This window comes from Hyphomicrobium sp. (assembly GCF_041659645.1).
Classification (GTDB): domain Bacteria; phylum Pseudomonadota; class Alphaproteobacteria; order Rhizobiales; family Hyphomicrobiaceae; genus Hyphomicrobium_B.
On the sequence record NZ_JBAZXX010000003.1, the window covers coordinates 881,729 to 898,179 of the forward strand.

The 16,451-nt window shown below is 60.3% G+C and carries 12 protein-coding genes; 5 read left to right on the forward strand and 7 right to left on the reverse strand.

Translation table 11 applies throughout. From position 1 onward, the window contains the following. Positions 1–15 precede the first annotated feature (15 nt). Positions 16–549, forward strand: coding sequence for an RNA pyrophosphohydrolase (locus WC811_RS14200; RefSeq protein WP_372645668.1), 534 nt, complete (start codon positions 16–18; stop codon positions 547–549). Positions 550–606: 57 nt separating this feature from the next. Here WC811_RS14200 and WC811_RS14205 read toward each other — a convergent pair whose 3' ends face one another. The 3 genes from WC811_RS14205 to WC811_RS14215 are packed head-to-tail and all read right to left on the reverse strand — an operon-like array spanning position 607 to position 3,241. Next, a complete protein-coding gene (locus WC811_RS14205; protein WP_372645673.1) occupies positions 607–777 on the reverse strand; it encodes a DUF2474 domain-containing protein in 171 nt (56 codons plus the stop codon). Then, complete coding sequence (gene cydB / locus WC811_RS14210) at positions 777–1,784, reverse strand: cytochrome d ubiquinol oxidase subunit II (protein WP_372645798.1); 1,008 nt, start codon at positions 1,782–1,784, stop codon at positions 777–779. Before cydB ends, WC811_RS14205 begins: the two co-directional genes overlap by 1 nt. An 11-nt stretch (positions 1,785–1,795) precedes the next feature. After that, positions 1,796–3,241 carry a cytochrome ubiquinol oxidase subunit I gene (locus WC811_RS14215; protein ID WP_372645677.1) on the reverse strand — a complete coding sequence of 482 codons (1,446 nt, stop codon included), beginning with the start codon at positions 3,239–3,241 and terminating at the stop codon, positions 1,796–1,798. A gap of 2,005 nt (positions 3,242–5,246) precedes the next feature. Between WC811_RS14215 and WC811_RS14220 the strand changes: the two genes are divergently transcribed. Beyond that, a complete protein-coding gene (locus tag WC811_RS14220) occupies positions 5,247–6,563 on the forward strand; it encodes an MFS transporter (protein ID WP_372645679.1) in 1,317 nt (438 codons plus the stop codon). Between the two features lie 103 nt (positions 6,564–6,666). On the opposite strand, the gene WC811_RS14225 is transcribed toward WC811_RS14220, so the two are convergent. Both WC811_RS14225 and WC811_RS14230 read right to left on the reverse strand, forming a co-directional pair. After that, complete coding sequence (locus tag WC811_RS14225) at positions 6,667–8,187, reverse strand: acyl--CoA ligase (protein WP_372645681.1); 1,521 nt, start codon at positions 8,185–8,187, stop codon at positions 6,667–6,669. Positions 8,188–8,226: 39 nt separating this feature from the next. After that, positions 8,227–9,231, reverse strand: coding sequence for a ketopantoate reductase family protein (locus WC811_RS14230; protein ID WP_372645683.1), 1,005 nt, complete (start codon positions 9,229–9,231; stop codon positions 8,227–8,229). 158 nt (positions 9,232–9,389) lie between these two features. On the opposite strand from WC811_RS14230, the gene oxlT reads away from it, so the two are divergent. Continuing rightward, the gene (oxlT, locus tag WC811_RS14235) at positions 9,390–10,664 is read left to right on the forward strand and encodes an oxalate/formate MFS antiporter (RefSeq protein WP_372645685.1); all 1,275 of its coding nucleotides are present in this window, start codon (positions 9,390–9,392) and stop codon (positions 10,662–10,664) included. Positions 10,665–10,958: 294 nt separating this feature from the next. Here oxlT and WC811_RS14240 read toward each other — a convergent pair whose 3' ends face one another. Together WC811_RS14240 and ubiG are read right to left on the reverse strand one after the other, a co-directional pair. Next, positions 10,959–11,618 (reverse strand): rhomboid family intramembrane serine protease, encoded by a 660-nt coding sequence (locus WC811_RS14240; RefSeq protein ID WP_372645688.1) that lies wholly within the window; start codon positions 11,616–11,618, stop codon positions 10,959–10,961. 51 nt (positions 11,619–11,669) lie between these two features. Next, positions 11,670–12,437 (reverse strand): bifunctional 2-polyprenyl-6-hydroxyphenol methylase/3-demethylubiquinol 3-O-methyltransferase UbiG, encoded by a 768-nt coding sequence (gene ubiG, locus WC811_RS14245; RefSeq protein ID WP_372645690.1) that lies wholly within the window; start codon positions 12,435–12,437, stop codon positions 11,670–11,672. A gap of 200 nt (positions 12,438–12,637) precedes the next feature. On the opposite strand from ubiG, the gene WC811_RS14250 reads away from it, so the two are divergent. After that, the gene (locus WC811_RS14250; RefSeq protein ID WP_372645692.1) at positions 12,638–13,900 is read left to right on the forward strand and encodes an aspartate kinase; all 1,263 of its coding nucleotides are present in this window, start codon (positions 12,638–12,640) and stop codon (positions 13,898–13,900) included. Between the two features lie 88 nt (positions 13,901–13,988). Further along, entirely contained in the window at positions 13,989–16,280 is a 2,292-nt protein-coding gene (gene ptsP / locus WC811_RS14255; protein ID WP_372645694.1) for a phosphoenolpyruvate--protein phosphotransferase, read from the forward strand. The last annotated feature ends 171 nt before the right edge of the window (positions 16,281–16,451 follow it).

The following is a 16,451-nucleotide window of genomic DNA, read 5'->3' on the forward strand; positions in this document are numbered from 1 at the left end:
GAAGTCGATTGAGGAATGACGTTGCAGCCCAATCCATCGAGCCTATCGCGTGACGCGCTGCCGTTCCGGACGTGCGTCGGGATCATGCTTCTCAATCGGGACGGCTTGGTTTGGGTCGGCCGCCGTCGGCCGAAATGGGCTGGCGAAAATCAGGCGCACATCTGGCAGATGCCTCAGGGCGGGATCGAAAAGTTCGAAGCGCCTCGGATCGCCGCGATCCGAGAACTGCGCGAGGAAACGGGCGTAACGCATGTCGAGCTCTTGGCCGAACATCCGGACTGGCTGAGCTACGAACTGCCCTCGAACTTGCTCGGCATCGCCCTCAAGGGCCGCTATCGCGGGCAGCGGCAAAAATGGTTCGCGATGCGCTTCCTTGGAAACGACAGCGACATCAATATTTTGGCGAAGGCGGAGACCAAAGCCGAATTCGATATGTGGCGATGGGCGCCGATCGAGACCATCTCGGAGCTGGTCGTGCCGTTCAAGCGCGTCGTCTATGAGCGCGTGACCAGCGACTTCGCGCGATTTGCACGACCGGAGACGGCTTAGCGCCCGGCCAGATCGTATTGCTACCGACGCTTTCATGGCCTCGGTTCAGGCCGTCTTTCAGACGGTCAGTCCAGCGGACGTCATGAGCAAACGGATCAGCCCCGCGACGACGGCAAGGGCAAGTACGCTCAAAAACCAGATCAGCAGCAGCCATCCGATGCGGCGCACCCAAGTCGGCCGTTCCGTTCGTGTCAGCGGCACTCGCCCCGCTCCGGTATCATCCGGCATCAGTGATATCTCTCGCCGGCTTTCACCTTGCCGCGGAAGACGTGATAGGCCCACGCCGTATAAAACAGAATGAAGGGGATGGTGAAGAGGGCGCCGACCAGCGTGAAGCCGAGGCTTTGCGGCGGCCCGGCGGCATCCCAGATGGACACGGACGGCGGGATGATGTTCGGCCACAGGCTGATGGCGAAGCCGCTATAGCCAAGAAAGACGAGAACAAGAGCGAGCACGAATGGCAGGGCGTGCGCTTCGCGCCGGACAGCCCAAATTATAGCGAGCGCCGCAAGTACGACGAGGATCGGGACCGGCGAGAAGAACAAGATGTTCGGGTACGAAAACCAGCGCGTGGCGATCTCGGGATGCGAGAGCGGCGTCCACAGGCTGACGATGGCAATCGCGACGAGGAGCGTGGTGACAACCGGCTTCGCCAGCGTGCGCATGCGTTGTTGCAGCGGGCCTTCCGTCTTCAGGATCAGCCACGTCGAGCCGAGCAGCGCATAAGCGACGATCAAGCCAAATCCTGAGAAGATGCTGAAGGGTGTGAGCCAGTCGAGGCCGCCTCCGGCGTAGGCGCGGTCGGCGACTTGAAAGCCGTTGATGAAGGAGCCGAGGACGACGCCTTGCGAGAACGTCGCGACGTATGAACCGCCGGCAAAGGCTTTGTCCCAAATCGGCTTGTGAGCGTCGTCGGCCTTGAAGCGAAACTCGAAGGCGACCCCGCGCAGGATCAGACCCAGAAGCATGGCGATGATCGGCAGGTAGACGGCCGACAGAATGACCGAATAGGCGAGTGGGAAGGCGGCGAGAAGCCCGGCACCGCCAAGGACCAGCCACGTTTCGTTGCCGTCCCACACCGGTGCGATGGTGTTCACCATCGTATCGCGGTCGGTGCGGTCTGGGACGAAAGGAAACAGGATCCCGATGCCGAGGTCGAAGCCGTCCATGATGACGTACATCATCAGGCCGAAGCCGATGATCGCGGCCCAAATGAGCGGAAGATCGATACCGATATCCATGGCGTTCAATTTCCTCGAATGGCCGGGAACGATGGGATGTCGATCTTGTCGTCGACGGCCGACAGCGGACGCGCTGGGCGCAGGTGTGGATCGGTGTCGGGATCTGGATGCTTACCGCCGCCTTCGTCGGGACCTTGCGCGATGACCTTCATCATGTACGTGATCCCCATGCCGAAGACCGCGAAATAAAGGACGACGAACGCTGTAAGGCTGATGGAGAGCGCGAGAACCGAATGGTTCGAGACGGCGTCTTGGGTCCGCATCACGCCGTAGACGACCCATGGCTGACGGCCGATTTCCGTTGTGAACCAACCGGCGAGGATGGCAATCAATCCGGCGGGGCCCATGATCAATGCAAAGCGTAGGAAAAGCTCCGAGGAATACAGCCGCTCTCTCCAGCGCAGCCAAAGGCTCCAGAAACCGAGCACCACCATCAGCAGGCCGAGACCGACCATGATGCGGAAGGTCCAGAAGACGATGGTGGAGTTTGGCCGATCTTCGGGCGCGAATTCCTTGAGGCCAGGAATATGGCCATCGAAGCTATGCGTTAGCACGAGGCTGCCGAGATCGGGAATTTCGAGCGCGTATTTTGTCGTCTCGGCTGCCATGTCGGGCCAGCCGAACAGGATCAGCGGCACGCTTTGACCTGGCGTGTTTTGCCAGTGGCCTTCGATCGCGGCGATCTTCGCCGGCTGATACTTCAGCGTATTCAGGCCGTGCTGATCGCCGATTAGAATTTGGATCGGAGCCATCACCGCAATCAACCACATGGCCATCGAGAACATCGTCCGGATCGCAGGCGACGACCGGCCTTTGAGAAGGTGCCATGCGGCGGACGCGCCGACGAACAAGCCCACAGCAATCTGAGATGCCACGACCATGTGGGCAAGGCGATAGGGGAACGACGGATTGAAGATCACCTTCAGCCAATCGACGGGGACGACGCGGCCGTCGATGATTTCAAAGCCCGCCGGCGTCTGCATCCAACTGTTCGACGCCAGAATCCAATTGGCCGAGACCAGCGTTCCGAGCGACACCATGATCGTCGCGAAGAAGTGGAGGCCCGGGCCGACCTTGTTCCACCCGAACAGCATGACGCCGAGAAAGCCAGCTTCGAGGAAGAAGGCGGTCAACACTTCATAGGTCAGCAGCGGGCCGGTGACGCCGCCGGCGAATGCCGTGAAGTGGCTCCAGTTGGTGCCGAACTCGTAGGCCATCACCAGGCCCGAAACGACGCCCATGCCGAAGTTGATGGCGAAGACCTTCGACCAGAAGTGATAGAGATCCCTGTAGGCCGTATCTTTCGTCGCGAGCCACAGTCCTTCGAGAACGACGAGATACGTTCCGAGGCCGATGGTGATCGCGGGGAAGATGATGTGGAATGAAACGGTGAACCCGAACTGGATCCGGGCAAGTTCAAAGGCACTCAACGCTGATACGGCCGTAATCATTTGTGCCTCTGTATTTCGACGTGGTGCGACCGTGCTCTCGGCGTCAGACGCCGGAGGGATCGCATGAATCTACTTTGCGTCAGTCGCCACATAATGAAAAGCATTGTTGCGACGCCGGTTTAACGCGCTCAATGACCCGAACGCCGACTATTGTCTGGAAGACAACCGCCAGTACGAAATGCCATCATTCACTGCGGCTTTTTAAATAGAAAAGCGATTGCGCCGTGCGAAGTGGACAAGACGCCCAAGACCTCGGGGCCGAGCATTTATTCGTGCTTATTTGAAATTCAGATCGTTGTTATTTGCAATTCGATCTACCGGCGACGGAACCCGGTGCCGGTATTCGGATTTCCTAATCTGCCGTAGCTTGCGGCGGGGTTATTGAAATCGCGCAAAGGTGCGGGATAGGTTGTCGTCGGAGATCCGATGCTGCCGGATGTTCCGTTGCTGGTGCCGCTGCTGCTCGACGGCGTCCGAATGATCGATTCCGTTCCGCCCGACGGCTGCGGGCTGATGCTCTGTTGAGCGCTCGCCGGAGCCGCGCTTGAGATTATGGCGGCAGCTATTACGAACATTGCTTTCCGCATCTCGATGCTCCTTAACTTTCAGCCGCCAGACCGTGATGGTTGCGCCAGATTTACATAGGAAATTTGCGCTTGGCTGCAAGCCGGCGCAACTAGCACGAAACGCGGCGCTTGAGGCGAAGTTCCGGTTTGCTCGACGATCAGCGGACGAGGAAAATTGTCCCGGTGGCGATCGCAACCAAAACGGCGCATAGGACGCTCAACATCACGGGATTGGAGGACGGCGCGCGTTCGCGGTCGTCGGAGGTTTTCGGTGATTGGGCCATGGGAGCTGTTCGAATTCCAAATAGATTTGAAGCCAGTATGAGAGAAACTTTAGTCTCTTTTCTCAACTTGATGCGGAACGGATGGCTTGGTGGTTGATGATTCGTAAAAAGCGAGAGGCATCCGGAAATCTCGTCCGGCTGTTATCCACAAACGAATAACCGCGTCCGATCCGTTTGAAAATCTAGGCTTTTTCAAATATTTTCTTCGCATGTAGGAAATGAGCTTCCGCAGGAAGGAGCTTCCAAATGCGGCGTCATCGTAGTTTCCAGCGCGGTTGTCTGTTGTTGGTCGCCGCCGGATTGGGAATTCCCTCGATTGCGACTCTTGCTGTTGCGGATTCCGTTCCGGAGAGCATCCGGATTCAGGAGAAAGCGGAAAAGGCGTACGAGCGCGCGCCTGTCGTTCCGATCGAAAGAGGAAACGCGCACCATCGGGACTCGAAGGACGAAGGCGACGGCGCAGGGACCGGAAACACGCCGGAACCTCCGGCGCGAGGGACGCCGCAGGGGACGGAACGGCATAATTCGAATAATTAGCCGAGGCGTATTGGGACCGGGCGTTTGCTGGTGCAACTCATGCGGCGCAGCGTGTGCAACTCGGGCGAGCGTCCGCAACTTTCGTCCGGTCGGGGATAAAACTTAAAATCCCGAATATCTGCTGAACCCGGACTTAAGTTGACGGGGACTATAATGGCGGGACCGACTTTTCGGAGTGTCCATGTCGACCGCCGCCGCAAGTCACAAACGCCGACGCGTCCTGATCGAGGTTGCACCCTCGTGGAGCGAGCGTGTGGCGCACTGGCTTCACAGGTTACGGCATCCTCGGCACCCATGGTTTGCCGGGCACGGACTTTCGGGGCGAAAAGCCGATCATGCCGGCCCGCTTGCACGCCCCGCCGAAGCGGCGCACCGGGAAAAAGATTGATTCTGGTGGCATCCGTTGCCGCCGACCGCCTTACCGGCCAAAGCAAAAGGTCGCGACAAGGTCCTGGGGGACAAAGGGAAAACTCGAAAGCTTATTTTCTGCGGCATCGGCACATTGGACAATTTGCCTAATGCCCTCACAGTGTATCCCGGGACAAGAAGCTGTCTTCGAGGCTCGCGAATGTTTTTGCGCGCGGAGCCAGGGCATGGTTCAAGGAGCAAGAGCGGCCGATGAGTGGAGCCTCAGCCACGTTCGAGCAGACTACGAGAGTCGCGGATAGCGGGCACGGTGATGTCAGCCCTGGCGAAATCGCTATTGGGGTCGTCATCGGCCGGACTTCGGAATTTTTCGATTTCTTCGTCTATGCCATCGCCTCGGTGCTCGTTTTTCCGAAGCTCGTCTTTCCGTACCTCGATCCGCTGACCGGGACGCTTTACTCGTTTGCGATCTTCGCGCTTGCGTTCATCGCGCGGCCCTTCGGTACGGCCATTTTCATGGCTATCGATAGAAACTACGGCCGAAGCATCAAACTCACCATAACGCTTTTCCTCCTCGGCACTTGTACGGTCGCCATCGCCTTCCTGCCCGGTCATGAACAGATCGGATGGGTGTCGGCTTTGCTCCTGGCGATCTTTCGCATCGGTCAGGGCTTGGCGCTTGGCGGCGAGTGGGACGGACTTCCATCGCTGCTCGCGATGAACGCGCCCGTGAACCGCCGTGGCTGGTACGCGATGATCCCTCAGCTCGGCGCGCCGCTTGGCCTGATGGTCGCCGCAGCGCTCTTCGCTTATTTCGCAGCCAACCTTTCAAGCGAGGATTTCCTTGAGTGGGGCTGGCGCTATCCGTTCTTCGTTGCCTTCGCCATCAACGTCGTTGCTCTGTTCGCCCGCCTTCGCATGGTGGATACGCCGGAATACATCGAACACTTCGAGCAGCAAGAGCTTGAACCGATGCCGATCGGCGAGACGCTGCGGAAGGAAGGCTTTCATGTCGTTATCGGCGCATTCGCGCCTCTGGCGAGCTTCGCGCTGTTCCACATGGTCACGGTGTTCCCGCTGTCCTGGATCTTCCTCTACACGGATCAGAGCCCGTCGCGCTTCCTCGTCATCGAGTTGATCGGCTCTATCGTCGGGCTCATTACGATCGTGCTTTCCGGTTATGTCGCCGATCGTGTCGGCCGTAGAAACCTGCTCTCGGCGACGGCCGCCGCAATCGCCGTGTTCAGCGGATTCGCACCGCAGATGCTCAATGGCGGCGACATTGGCGAAATCACCTTCATGGTGTCGGGCTTCATCCTTCTCGGCTTGTCCTTTGGACAGTCGTCGGGTGCGGTGGCTTCGAACTTTGCGAAGATCTATCGCTATACCGGTTCGGCTCTGACGACCGACCTCGCGTGGCTGGTCGGCGCTGGTTTTGCGCCGTTCATCGCGCTTTGGCTGTCGAGCCATTTCGGTTTGATGGCGGCAGGCGTCTATCTGCTCTCCGGCGCGGTCTGCACGTATTTGGCGGTGGCCATGAGCCGCCAGCTTGAATCGCACGATCAATGATCCGGCCAGACCGGCTCTAAGCGCCATCTGCAATTTAAGACGCCCGGCTCATCACCGGGCGTTTTCGTCGATGGTGCATTGCTCGGTTCGATGGCGGCGGGCGTCAGGCGAGGCCCAGCTTTTGCGCTAAGCCGATGCGCTGCAGCTTGCCCGTGGCGCCTTTCGGGATCTCCGGCAGCAGCAGGATCTTGCGTGGAACCTTGAAGGTCGCGACGCGCGCGATCACGAAATGGCGTAGTTCGCGTTCCGTCGCTTGCTGGCCTTCCCGAAGCACGACAGCAGCCGCGACGTCTTCCCCGAGCTTATCGTGCGGGACTGCGAACGTCACGGCCTGCAAGACGGCTGGGTGGTCCATCAGCACTTCGTCGATTTCGCGCGGTGAGATTTTCTCGCCGCCGCGATTGATGATTTCCTTCAGTCGGCCGGTGATCGTCACGTAGCCGTCGGCATCGATGATGCCCTGGTCGCCGGTGCGGAACCAGCCATTGGTGAAAGCTTCGCCATTGGCCTTGGGATTGTTCTCGTAGCCAGCGGTGACGTTATCACCGCGGATGACGATTTCTCCCGTTTCACCATGAGCTAGAAGATCGCCGTCGTGATCCATGATCGCGATTTCGGGACCAGCCGCGAGGCCGACAGTCCCCGGCTTCCTGACGCTGCCGATTGGGTTCGACGCCATCTGATGCGCGGCTTCGGTCATGCCGTAGGCTTCGAGGACCGGCGCATCGAAAACCCTTTCGAGTTCTCCGAGGACTTGCGGCGGTAAAGAGGACGACGACGAGCGGATAAAGCGCAGCTTGTGGCGGGCAATGATTTCCCGGTTGTGGTGGGAACGGCCGACGATCGCCTGATGCATCGTCGGGACGCCGGGGTACCAAGTCGGCGCCGCTTCATCCATCGCGTGAAAGAACCTGAGCGCATTGAAGCCCGGCGTGCAGAAAATCGAGCCGCCACGCGACAATGGCGCAAGCACGCCAGCAATCAGACCGTGGATATGGAACAGGGGCATAATGTTGAGCGCGCGGTCGGCGTTCGTCAGATGCAATGCCGTCGCGATGTTGTTGGCGGATGCGGCGACGTTCTTGTGACTCAGCGGCACGATCTTCGGGCGCGATGTCGTGCCGGAGGTATGCAGGATGAGGGCGATGTCGTCAGATTCGGCAGGGCCCGGTTGTGCCGGTTGTTCGCGGCTAACTTCGGCCGAAAGCTCAAAGGCGCCAGCACCGTGTGCCGGATCGCGCTCAAGGGTAATGACCATGATGCCGCGTTCCTCGGCGACGCCGACGGCGGGGGACGTGCTGCCATCTTCGACGATGAGGGCTTTTGTGTTGATGTCCGACATATAGAAATCGAACTCGTCGTGGCGATAGGCCGGATTAAGCGGTGCGGCGGTCGCGGCCGAGGCGACGGCGACAAACACGGTTGCCATCTCAGGCCCGTTGGGCAAGACGATCGCGACGCGGTCGCCGCGACCGATGCCGAACTCATTCAGCCGAGCGATCGTCCTGATGACCAAAGTCCGGAAGCCAGCATAGGTGAGCGGCTCGATGCCGGATGTCCGGATCGCGGGCGCCTGGTCGTCGCCTGCCTTGAGAAGGTCGTGAAGTGTCGTGCTCGTCACCATCGTCGTCGTATCTCCGTGCCCGTGCCTTCGAGGGCGAAATCAGGCTTTTTCAACTCTCAAACGTCCGCCCTTGTGGGCCAAAGTCGCCGCCAGCAATTTCACGCAGGCATAAACCGTTTCGATCTGCGGTGTGGGGACGCTTGCCACTTGTCCGAGTTCGATGACAGAGCCAATCAGCGCATCGGCTTCGATGCCGCGGCCGGCCTCGATATCCTGCAGCATCGAGGTCTTATGCGGACCGACCGCTTCCGCGCCGGCAATGCGCTTTTCAAGGGGAATGCGGAAGCGAATGCCAAGAGCTTCGCCGACGGACTGGGCTTCCCGCATCAATCGTGCGGCTGCATCGCGGGTCGGCTGAAACCGGCAGATGTCCTCGAGCGTCGCGTGCGTCAACGCGCTGATCGGATTGAAGCTCAGGTTGCCCCACAGCTTGGTCCAGATCTCCGCCCGAATGTCGGAAACAACCGGCGCTTTGAACCCGGCCTTTTGCAAAGCGTCGGAAACGCGCGTCACGCGCTCGGTTTTCGAGTTGTCGATCTCGGCAATTGAGAAGCGGTTGCCTTCGATATGCTTAATGACGCCCGGCTCGGTTATTTCCGCGGCAGGATAGACCACGCTGCCGAGCACTCGCTCCGCCGGGAGATTGTCCGCGATGATGCCGCCCGGATCGACGCTTTCGAGACGGCGATTTTCGTGCGGCCCAGCGACGCGCATGAAGTACCACCACGGTATTCCGTTCTGCGCGGTGAGCACGGCGGTCTCGCGACCATACAGCGCGGGAAGATCGCGCACGACGGCTGCGACCTGGTGTGCCTTCATGCCGAGAATGACGAGGTCCTGCTCCGAAACTTCGACGATCTTATCGGTCGCAGCGATGTGCGAAATGCTTTCGCGTCCGTCCTCTTCAATCAATTTTAGTCCATTGGCACGAATGGCCGCGAGGTGCGGGCCGCGCGCAACGACGGTCACGTCTTCGCCGGACTGAGCCAGCCGTGCGGCAAGCAGACCGCCGATACCGCCCGCGCCGACGACACAAATTTTCATCGAACTTCGTCCCTCGAATTCATGTGGCGGTGCAGCAAAAACTTTGTTGGCACTTGGCTTTAGCGCTGCACTTGTCGAACGTGGTTTTTCACGTTTTATGTGCGCTGCGCTTTTAGTGCGAAATGAAAAAGAATTACAAGCCCGAGGGGACGACAAGGATGACCATTCAAACGGAGTCGGGTGCTCCGGCCTCCAGCATTGCGACGCAGGCCACCGGAAGGTGGATGCAGCTCGCGCTCGGGGTTCTGTGCATGACCATGATCGCCAACCTGCAATACGGTTGGACGCTCTTCGTCAACCCGATCGCTGCCAAGTTCGGCTGGGAGATGGCGGCGATCCAGTGGGCGTTCACCATCTTTATTCTCACCGAGACGTGGCTCATTCCGTTCGAAGGCTATCTCGAAGATCGCTTCGGTCCACGGCCGCTCGTGTTGGTCGGCGGCATCATGATCGCGATCTCATGGATCCTGAACTCGCACGCGGACTCGCTGGCGATGCTGTACATCGCCCAGGCCATCGGCGGTGTCGGCGCGGGTTGCGTCTATGGAACCTGCGTCGGCAACGCGCTCAAGTGGTTTCCGGATCGTCGCGGCCTCGCGGCGGGCATCACGGCGGCGGGCTTCGGCATGGGCTCGGCGTTGACGATCATTCCGATCTCGGCGGTGATCGCCTCGCAGGGATATCAAGCCGCGTTCCTTTATTTCGGTGTTCTGCAGGGCGTCGTCATCATCATTGCGTCGTTCTTCTTAAGGACGCCGTCGAAGGATCAGTTCGGTGCGCGCGCTCTGCTGGTTTCGGTAAAGCGCTCGTTCGCGCCATCGGAGATGCTGAAGACTCCCGTATTCTGGGTCATGTATCTGATGTTCGTGATGATGGCGGCGGGCGGCCTCATGGCGACGGCGCAGCTCGCGCCCATCGCGAAAGATTTCAAGGTCGCGGATATTCCCGTGTCGCTGCTTGGCATCACGTTGCCGGCGTTGACGTTCGCGCTGTCGCTTGACCGCGTACTGAACGGCGTCACGCGGCCGTTCTTCGGTTGGGTGTCGGACAAGATCGGGCGCGAGACGACGATGTTCATCGCGTTCGGCATCGAAGGCTTGGGCCTTCTGGCGCTGGCCCACCTCGGGCACGATCCGATCCTGTTCGTCCTCCTGACCGGTCTCGTGTTCTTTGCTTGGGGTGAGATCTACAGCCTCTTTCCGGCGACGTGCGGCGATACGTTCGGCTCGAAGTTCGCCACCACGAACGCGGGCCTTCTTTATACGGCGAAGGGAACGGCGTCGCTGCTCGTGCCGTTTTCGAGCGTGCTGACGCATGCAACGGGAAGCTGGCACGCGGTGTTTTACGTCGCGGCGGCGATGAATATTCTCGCGTCGCTGCTCGCCATTCTTGTTCTGCGGCCTATGCGCCAGCGGATCGCGCAAAGTCTATAACGGTGGCCGTTGCTGTCCGCTAAAGCTTCGAACGGGCCGAAACTCTTCCGGCCCGTTTGCTTTGCAAGGCATGACAACGCGCCGGGGATAGTGACATGCGAGATGCCGATCCATCGAAAGCTTATCTCCTGCTTTGAGGCCGGTCCCGTTTTGCTGGTCACGACGACGACCGGAAAGAGCGGCGAACGCTGTACCATAACGGCGACGGCACGTTCACGGTCGATGGGCGCAGAATCGATCTGCGCGAGCGCATGCGGCTTTGGACGGGCTTTCAGGTCGACTTATGAAGCGCTTTCAGGCGATCTTCGGCGGGCCGCCGCGGCCCTTGAAAAGGAACGCGATCGCAAGGCCTGCGACGAAGCCGCCAACGTGGGCCATGTAGGCGACGCCACCGGCATCGGCGGTTTCATCCGTCCTGGCGATCGACCCGACACCGCTGAAAAGCTGGAGCACGAACCAGAAGCCGATAACGATCAGCGCCGGCATGGACATGACTTGCCGTCCGAACAGCACGTCGACGCGAGCCTGCGGAAACAGAAGCAAGTAGGCGCCGAGCACGCCAGCGATCGCTCCCGAGGCGCCGAGGTTTGGAATGTTGGAGTGCTCGCTGAAATAGAACTGAGCGAATGTCGCGGCGATGCCAGCGACGAGATAAAAGACGAGAAACTTCACGTGGCCGAAGCTCTCTTCGACGTTGTCGCCGAAGATGTAGAGATAGAGCATGTTGCCGAAGAGGTGCATCCAGCCGCCGTGCATGAACATCGCGGTGAAGATGGTGGGCCAGGTCGATGCCGGGTCGGCGACGAATTTGCTCGGGATGAAGGCCCATTGCCGAATGAATTCGTCGCCGCCGTTCATCTCAACGAAAAAGAAAAGGACGTTGGCGACGATAAGACCGGTGGTGACGATAGGCGTGATGCGAACCGCGGAGTCGTCGTCGCCAATCGGAAACATCGCAGGCTCTCCCCTCTCGAAACCGCGTTGTCGTCAAGATTTTAGAAACGCTCAGGCTACGCTCGGTCTCCGTGCCGACATCAGATAGTTGACGTCGGTATCGGGATTGCGCGACCAGACGTCTTGCAGTGGATTGTACGTGATTCCCTCAAAGCGGATGTCGTCCAATCCGGCGGCCTTGGCATAACCGGCCAGTTCCTCAGGTGTGATGAAGCGATCCCACCGGTGCGTGCCGCGCGGCAACCAGCCGAGCACGTACTCGGCGCCGACAATCGCGAGCGCCCAGGCCTTGAATGTTCGGTTCAACGTCGAGAAGACGGCGAGGCCGCCGGGCGCGACGAGGGCCGCACATTCGGCGATGAACTTCGCCGGGTCTGGGACGTGCTCTACAACTTCGAGGCAGGCGACGACATCGAACGACCGTCTTTCCGCGACCAGATCTTCGACGCGCGCCGCGCGATAGCCGATGGTCAAGCCCTGGCCTTCGGCGTGTGCCGTGGCGATGGCGATGTTCTTTTCAGACGGATCGATGGCGGCGACGGTGGCGCCCATGCGCGCGAGCGGTTCCGAGACGAGACCGCCGCCGCAGCCGATATCGACGGCCGTCAAGCCGGACAGAGGTCTTAATGCCTTGGGGTCGCGGCCGAAGCGCTCCACGGCTGCATCGCGAATGAAGGAGAGCCGCGGCGGCCCAATCTGGTGGAGAGGGCGAAACTTGCCTTGCGGGTTCCACCATTCGGAGGCCAGCCGGGAAAAACGCTCAACCTCGCCGGTATCGAGGGTGCGTTCGCTGGCGTCCGATTGCTGCGTTGCGGTCATTGCTGTCTCCGTCCTGCACCCTACACGTCAACCGGGCGGTCATCTTGTCAAGCTATTGTCCCGGCAACGTTGATTTTCGGTTGTTGCCGGGGGGCTCGCGAGCCGCTAAGAAGCGCCGGACTCAATCCAAATCCGAATGCTCGCATGGCCTGTAACAGGGACCGGGGTGGGCTTGCACAGGCACAGAAAGCGCTTCGAGAATGGCGACGGTAGTGATGAAATTTGGCGGCACGTCGGTCGCCAACATCGAGCGCATTCAGAATGTCGCCCGGCACGTTAAGCGCGAGGTCGACGCCGGCAATAAAGTCGCGGTCGTGGTGTCGGCTATGGCCGGGGTGACGAACCAACTCGTCGCGTGGGTGAAGGAAGCGTCTCCGCTTTACGATGCGCGCGAGTACGACTCGGTGGTCGCGACGGGTGAGCAGGTGACGGCCGGCCTCCTCGCCATCACTTTGCAGGCGATGGGGCTTCGCGCGCGGTCGTGGGCCGGTTGGCAGGTTCCAGTCAAGACGGATGGCGCCCACGGTTCGGCGCGGATCATCGATATTCCGGGCGAAGATCTCAAAGCGCGGATCGAAGGCGGCGAGGTCGCCGTCATCACCGGCTTCCAAGGCATCGAGCCAACCGACAACCGGATCTCGACCCTCGGTCGTGGCGGTTCCGATACGAGCGCCGTCGCGATTGCCGTCGCGCTCGAAGCGGACGTGTGCGACATCTACACCGACGTCGACGGTGTCTACACGACAGACCCGCGGATCGTTTCGAAGGCGAAGCGGCTGGCGAAAATTTCCTACGAAGAGATGCTCGAAATGGCGTCGCTTGGATCGAAGGTCCTGCAGACGCGCTCCGTCGAGTTGGCGATGGTTTACAAGATCAGGACACGGGTGCTCTCGAGTTTTGTTGCGCCGGATGCCATGAAACCCTTCAAAGCCGACAATATCGAAGATATCGGCACTATCGTATGCGACGAGGATGAGATCGTGGAACAGCAAGTCGTGAGCGGCATCGCCTATGCGAAGGACGAAGCGAAGGTGACGCTTCTCAATGTCGACGACAAACCGGGTATTGCCGCAAGGATCTTCGGGCCGTTGTCGGAGGCCAACATCAACGTCGATATGATCGTCCAGAACGTCACGCCGGACGGCAAGCATACGGACATGACGTTTACTGTGCAGGCGGCCGAGCTGCCGCGCACGCTCGACGTTTTGAAAAAGGCGAAGGCCGACATCGGCCACGTCGACGTCAAAAGTTCGGCGGACGTCGTGAAGATTTCGGTGATCGGCGTTGGCATGCGCAGCCACGCAGGCGTTGCGGCGCAAATGTTTAAAACGCTGTCGGAGAAGGGCATCAACATCCACGCGATTTCGACGTCGGAGATCAAGGTCAGCGTGTTGATCGATGCGGCATATGCTGAACTCGCGGTGCGCGCATTGCATTCGGCCTATGGGCTCGACAACGATTAAGGCGCGGCGCTCTTACCAGCCCCGTCCCTTTATGACTAAGGTGTAATTGCCGGGCAGATTCTGCTGGCGAGACGATGGGCAAGGCAAGATGGTGCGGCGCGATGATCCGAGACCCTTACCGAGCGAAACCTCGCTCCGGGTCATCATGCGCCATCTTCGCGAGATCATGGCCGACGGTGGCGAAGGCCAGGACAAGCTCGATCGCATCGTTCGCCAGATCTCGGGCGTCATGGTCGCCGAGGTCTGCTCGATCTATCTGAAGCGCCAGGACGGATCGCTTGAACTTTTCGCATCTGAAGGCCTCAATCCGGGAGCAGTGCATACAACCCGGTTGAAGCGCGGCGAGGGCCTCGTCGGGCGGGCGTCCGAGCTTGGGGTGACCGTCAACGAACCGGAAGCGTCGAGCCATCCGGCATTCTCCTATCGGCCGGAGACGGGCGAAGAAATCTATCACTCGTTGCTTGCCGTGCCGATTTCCCGCTCGGGTCAGGTGCTCGGCGTGCTCGTCATTCAGAACCGGACGCCGCGCGAATACTCCGACGAGGACGTCGAGGTCATGGAGGCAACCGCGATGGTGATCGCGGAAAACCTCGTCTCCGGAGCGGTCGCCGGAACGGTCGCCGCGATCGAAGCCTCGCGCTCGCAACCCCTCGTGATCGAAGGCGAACCGATTTCAGACGGCATCGCGCTTGGTCATGTCGTGCTGCACGAGCCGCGTATCGTCGTTACGCAATTGATGGCGGAAAATCCCGTTCTCGAATTGGAGCGGCTGTCGCACGCGCTCGAAAAGCTGCAAGCGAATATCGACGAGATGTTCGAGCAGGAGCATTTGTCGAACGTCGGCGAGCACAGGGATGTGCTCGAAGCGTATCGCATGTTCGCGCACGACAAAGGCTGGCACCGGCGGCTGCGCGAAGCGGTCGAGGGCGGCCTCACGGCGGAAGCTGCCGTCGAGCGTGTTCAGAACGCGATGCGGACGCGCATGCTGCGTCAGCACGACAGCTATTGGCGGGAACGCCAACGCGACCTTGACGATCTGTCCGACCGGCTGCTGCGTGTGCTCGCGGGACGCCTCAAGAGTTCGGAAGACGACGGCGGATTGCCCCCCGATACGATCCTTGTGGCGCGGACGATGGGACCGGCCGAGCTTCTCGACTACGACCGGACACGGCTGCGCGGTCTCGTCGTCGAAGATGGTTCGAGCCAAAGCCACGTCGCCATCGTCGCGAAAGCGCTCGGCATTGCAGCGATCGGGCAGGCGGCCGGAATTGTCGATCGGGTTTCAGCGGGCGATGCCGTGATCATCGATGCCGTTGCGGGCGAAGTTCATCTCCGGCCGACGGCCGAACTGATCTCTGCCTATTCCGACAAAGTCCGTTTTCGGGCGCGGCGGCAGAAGCGGTATCAATCGCTGCGGGAACGCCCGGCGATCACCAAGGACGGTTTGCCGATCACACTCATGATGAATGCGGGTCTTCTTGTCGACATGCCGCATCTTGAAGAGTCGGGAGCCGATGGTATCGGGCTCTACCGGACGGAGCTGCAGTTCATGCTGTCGGAGTCATTTCCGCGCCTCGACCGGCAAACGCAACTTTACAAGTCGGTGATCGACGAAGCGGGCGGCAAACCGGTGGTGTTCCGCACGCTCGATATCGGCGGCGATAAGGTGCTGCCTTATCTTCGCCAGCCCAAGGAAGAAAATCCGTCGATGGGCTGGCGCGCGATCCGTATGGCGCTCGACCGGCCGGAACTGTTCCGCTTGCAGATCCGGGCGCTGCTCAAAGCCGCTGCGGGGCGCGAGTTGCGCGTGATGATCCCCATGGTTTCGGCAGCCTACGAGCTTGGCGCGATCAAGGCGCTGATCGAGCGCGAGAAGGCATTTTTGACGGAGCACGGGCATCAGCTGCCGGAGACGGTACTCGTCGGGGCGATGTTCGAAGTCCCGGCGCTCCTGTTCGAACTCGACGCGTTTTTGACCCGGGTCGATTTCGTGTCCGTCGGCTCGAACGACCTCATGCAGTTCCTGTTTGCGGCGGACCGCACGAATGCGCGCGTCGCGAGCCGTTTCGACGTTCTGGCTCCGGCTCCCTTGAGGGTGTTCCAGACGCTCATGAAGGCGGCGAACTCCTACGGGGTCCCGGTGACGTTGTGCGGCGAGATGGCGGGTAGCCCGCTCGAAGCGATGACGCTCATTGCGCTTGGCTTCCGGTCGCTGTCGATGGCACCCGCTTCCATCGGTCCGATCAAGTCCATGATCCTATCCCTCGACGCGGGAAAGGCCACGGCCCTCCTCGACGATCTTTTGAAAGAGGGTGCGAAGGACGTACGCATGTCCTTGGAGCAGTTCGCGGAAATGGAACACGTCGCGCTCGAGGGTTAACGGCGCTCCGCCGCCCGATGCGGAGTCTTTGACAAACAACGATTTTTGGCCAACAATATACTTAACGTTGGGGGGCCGGTGCGTTTTACCGGTAAGTGGGTATGCGTCGAAGCGTAGGGCGGAGCGTTCCGGCCGGGAGTCATGAGCGTGAGCGGCAGGTTTATAGCCGTA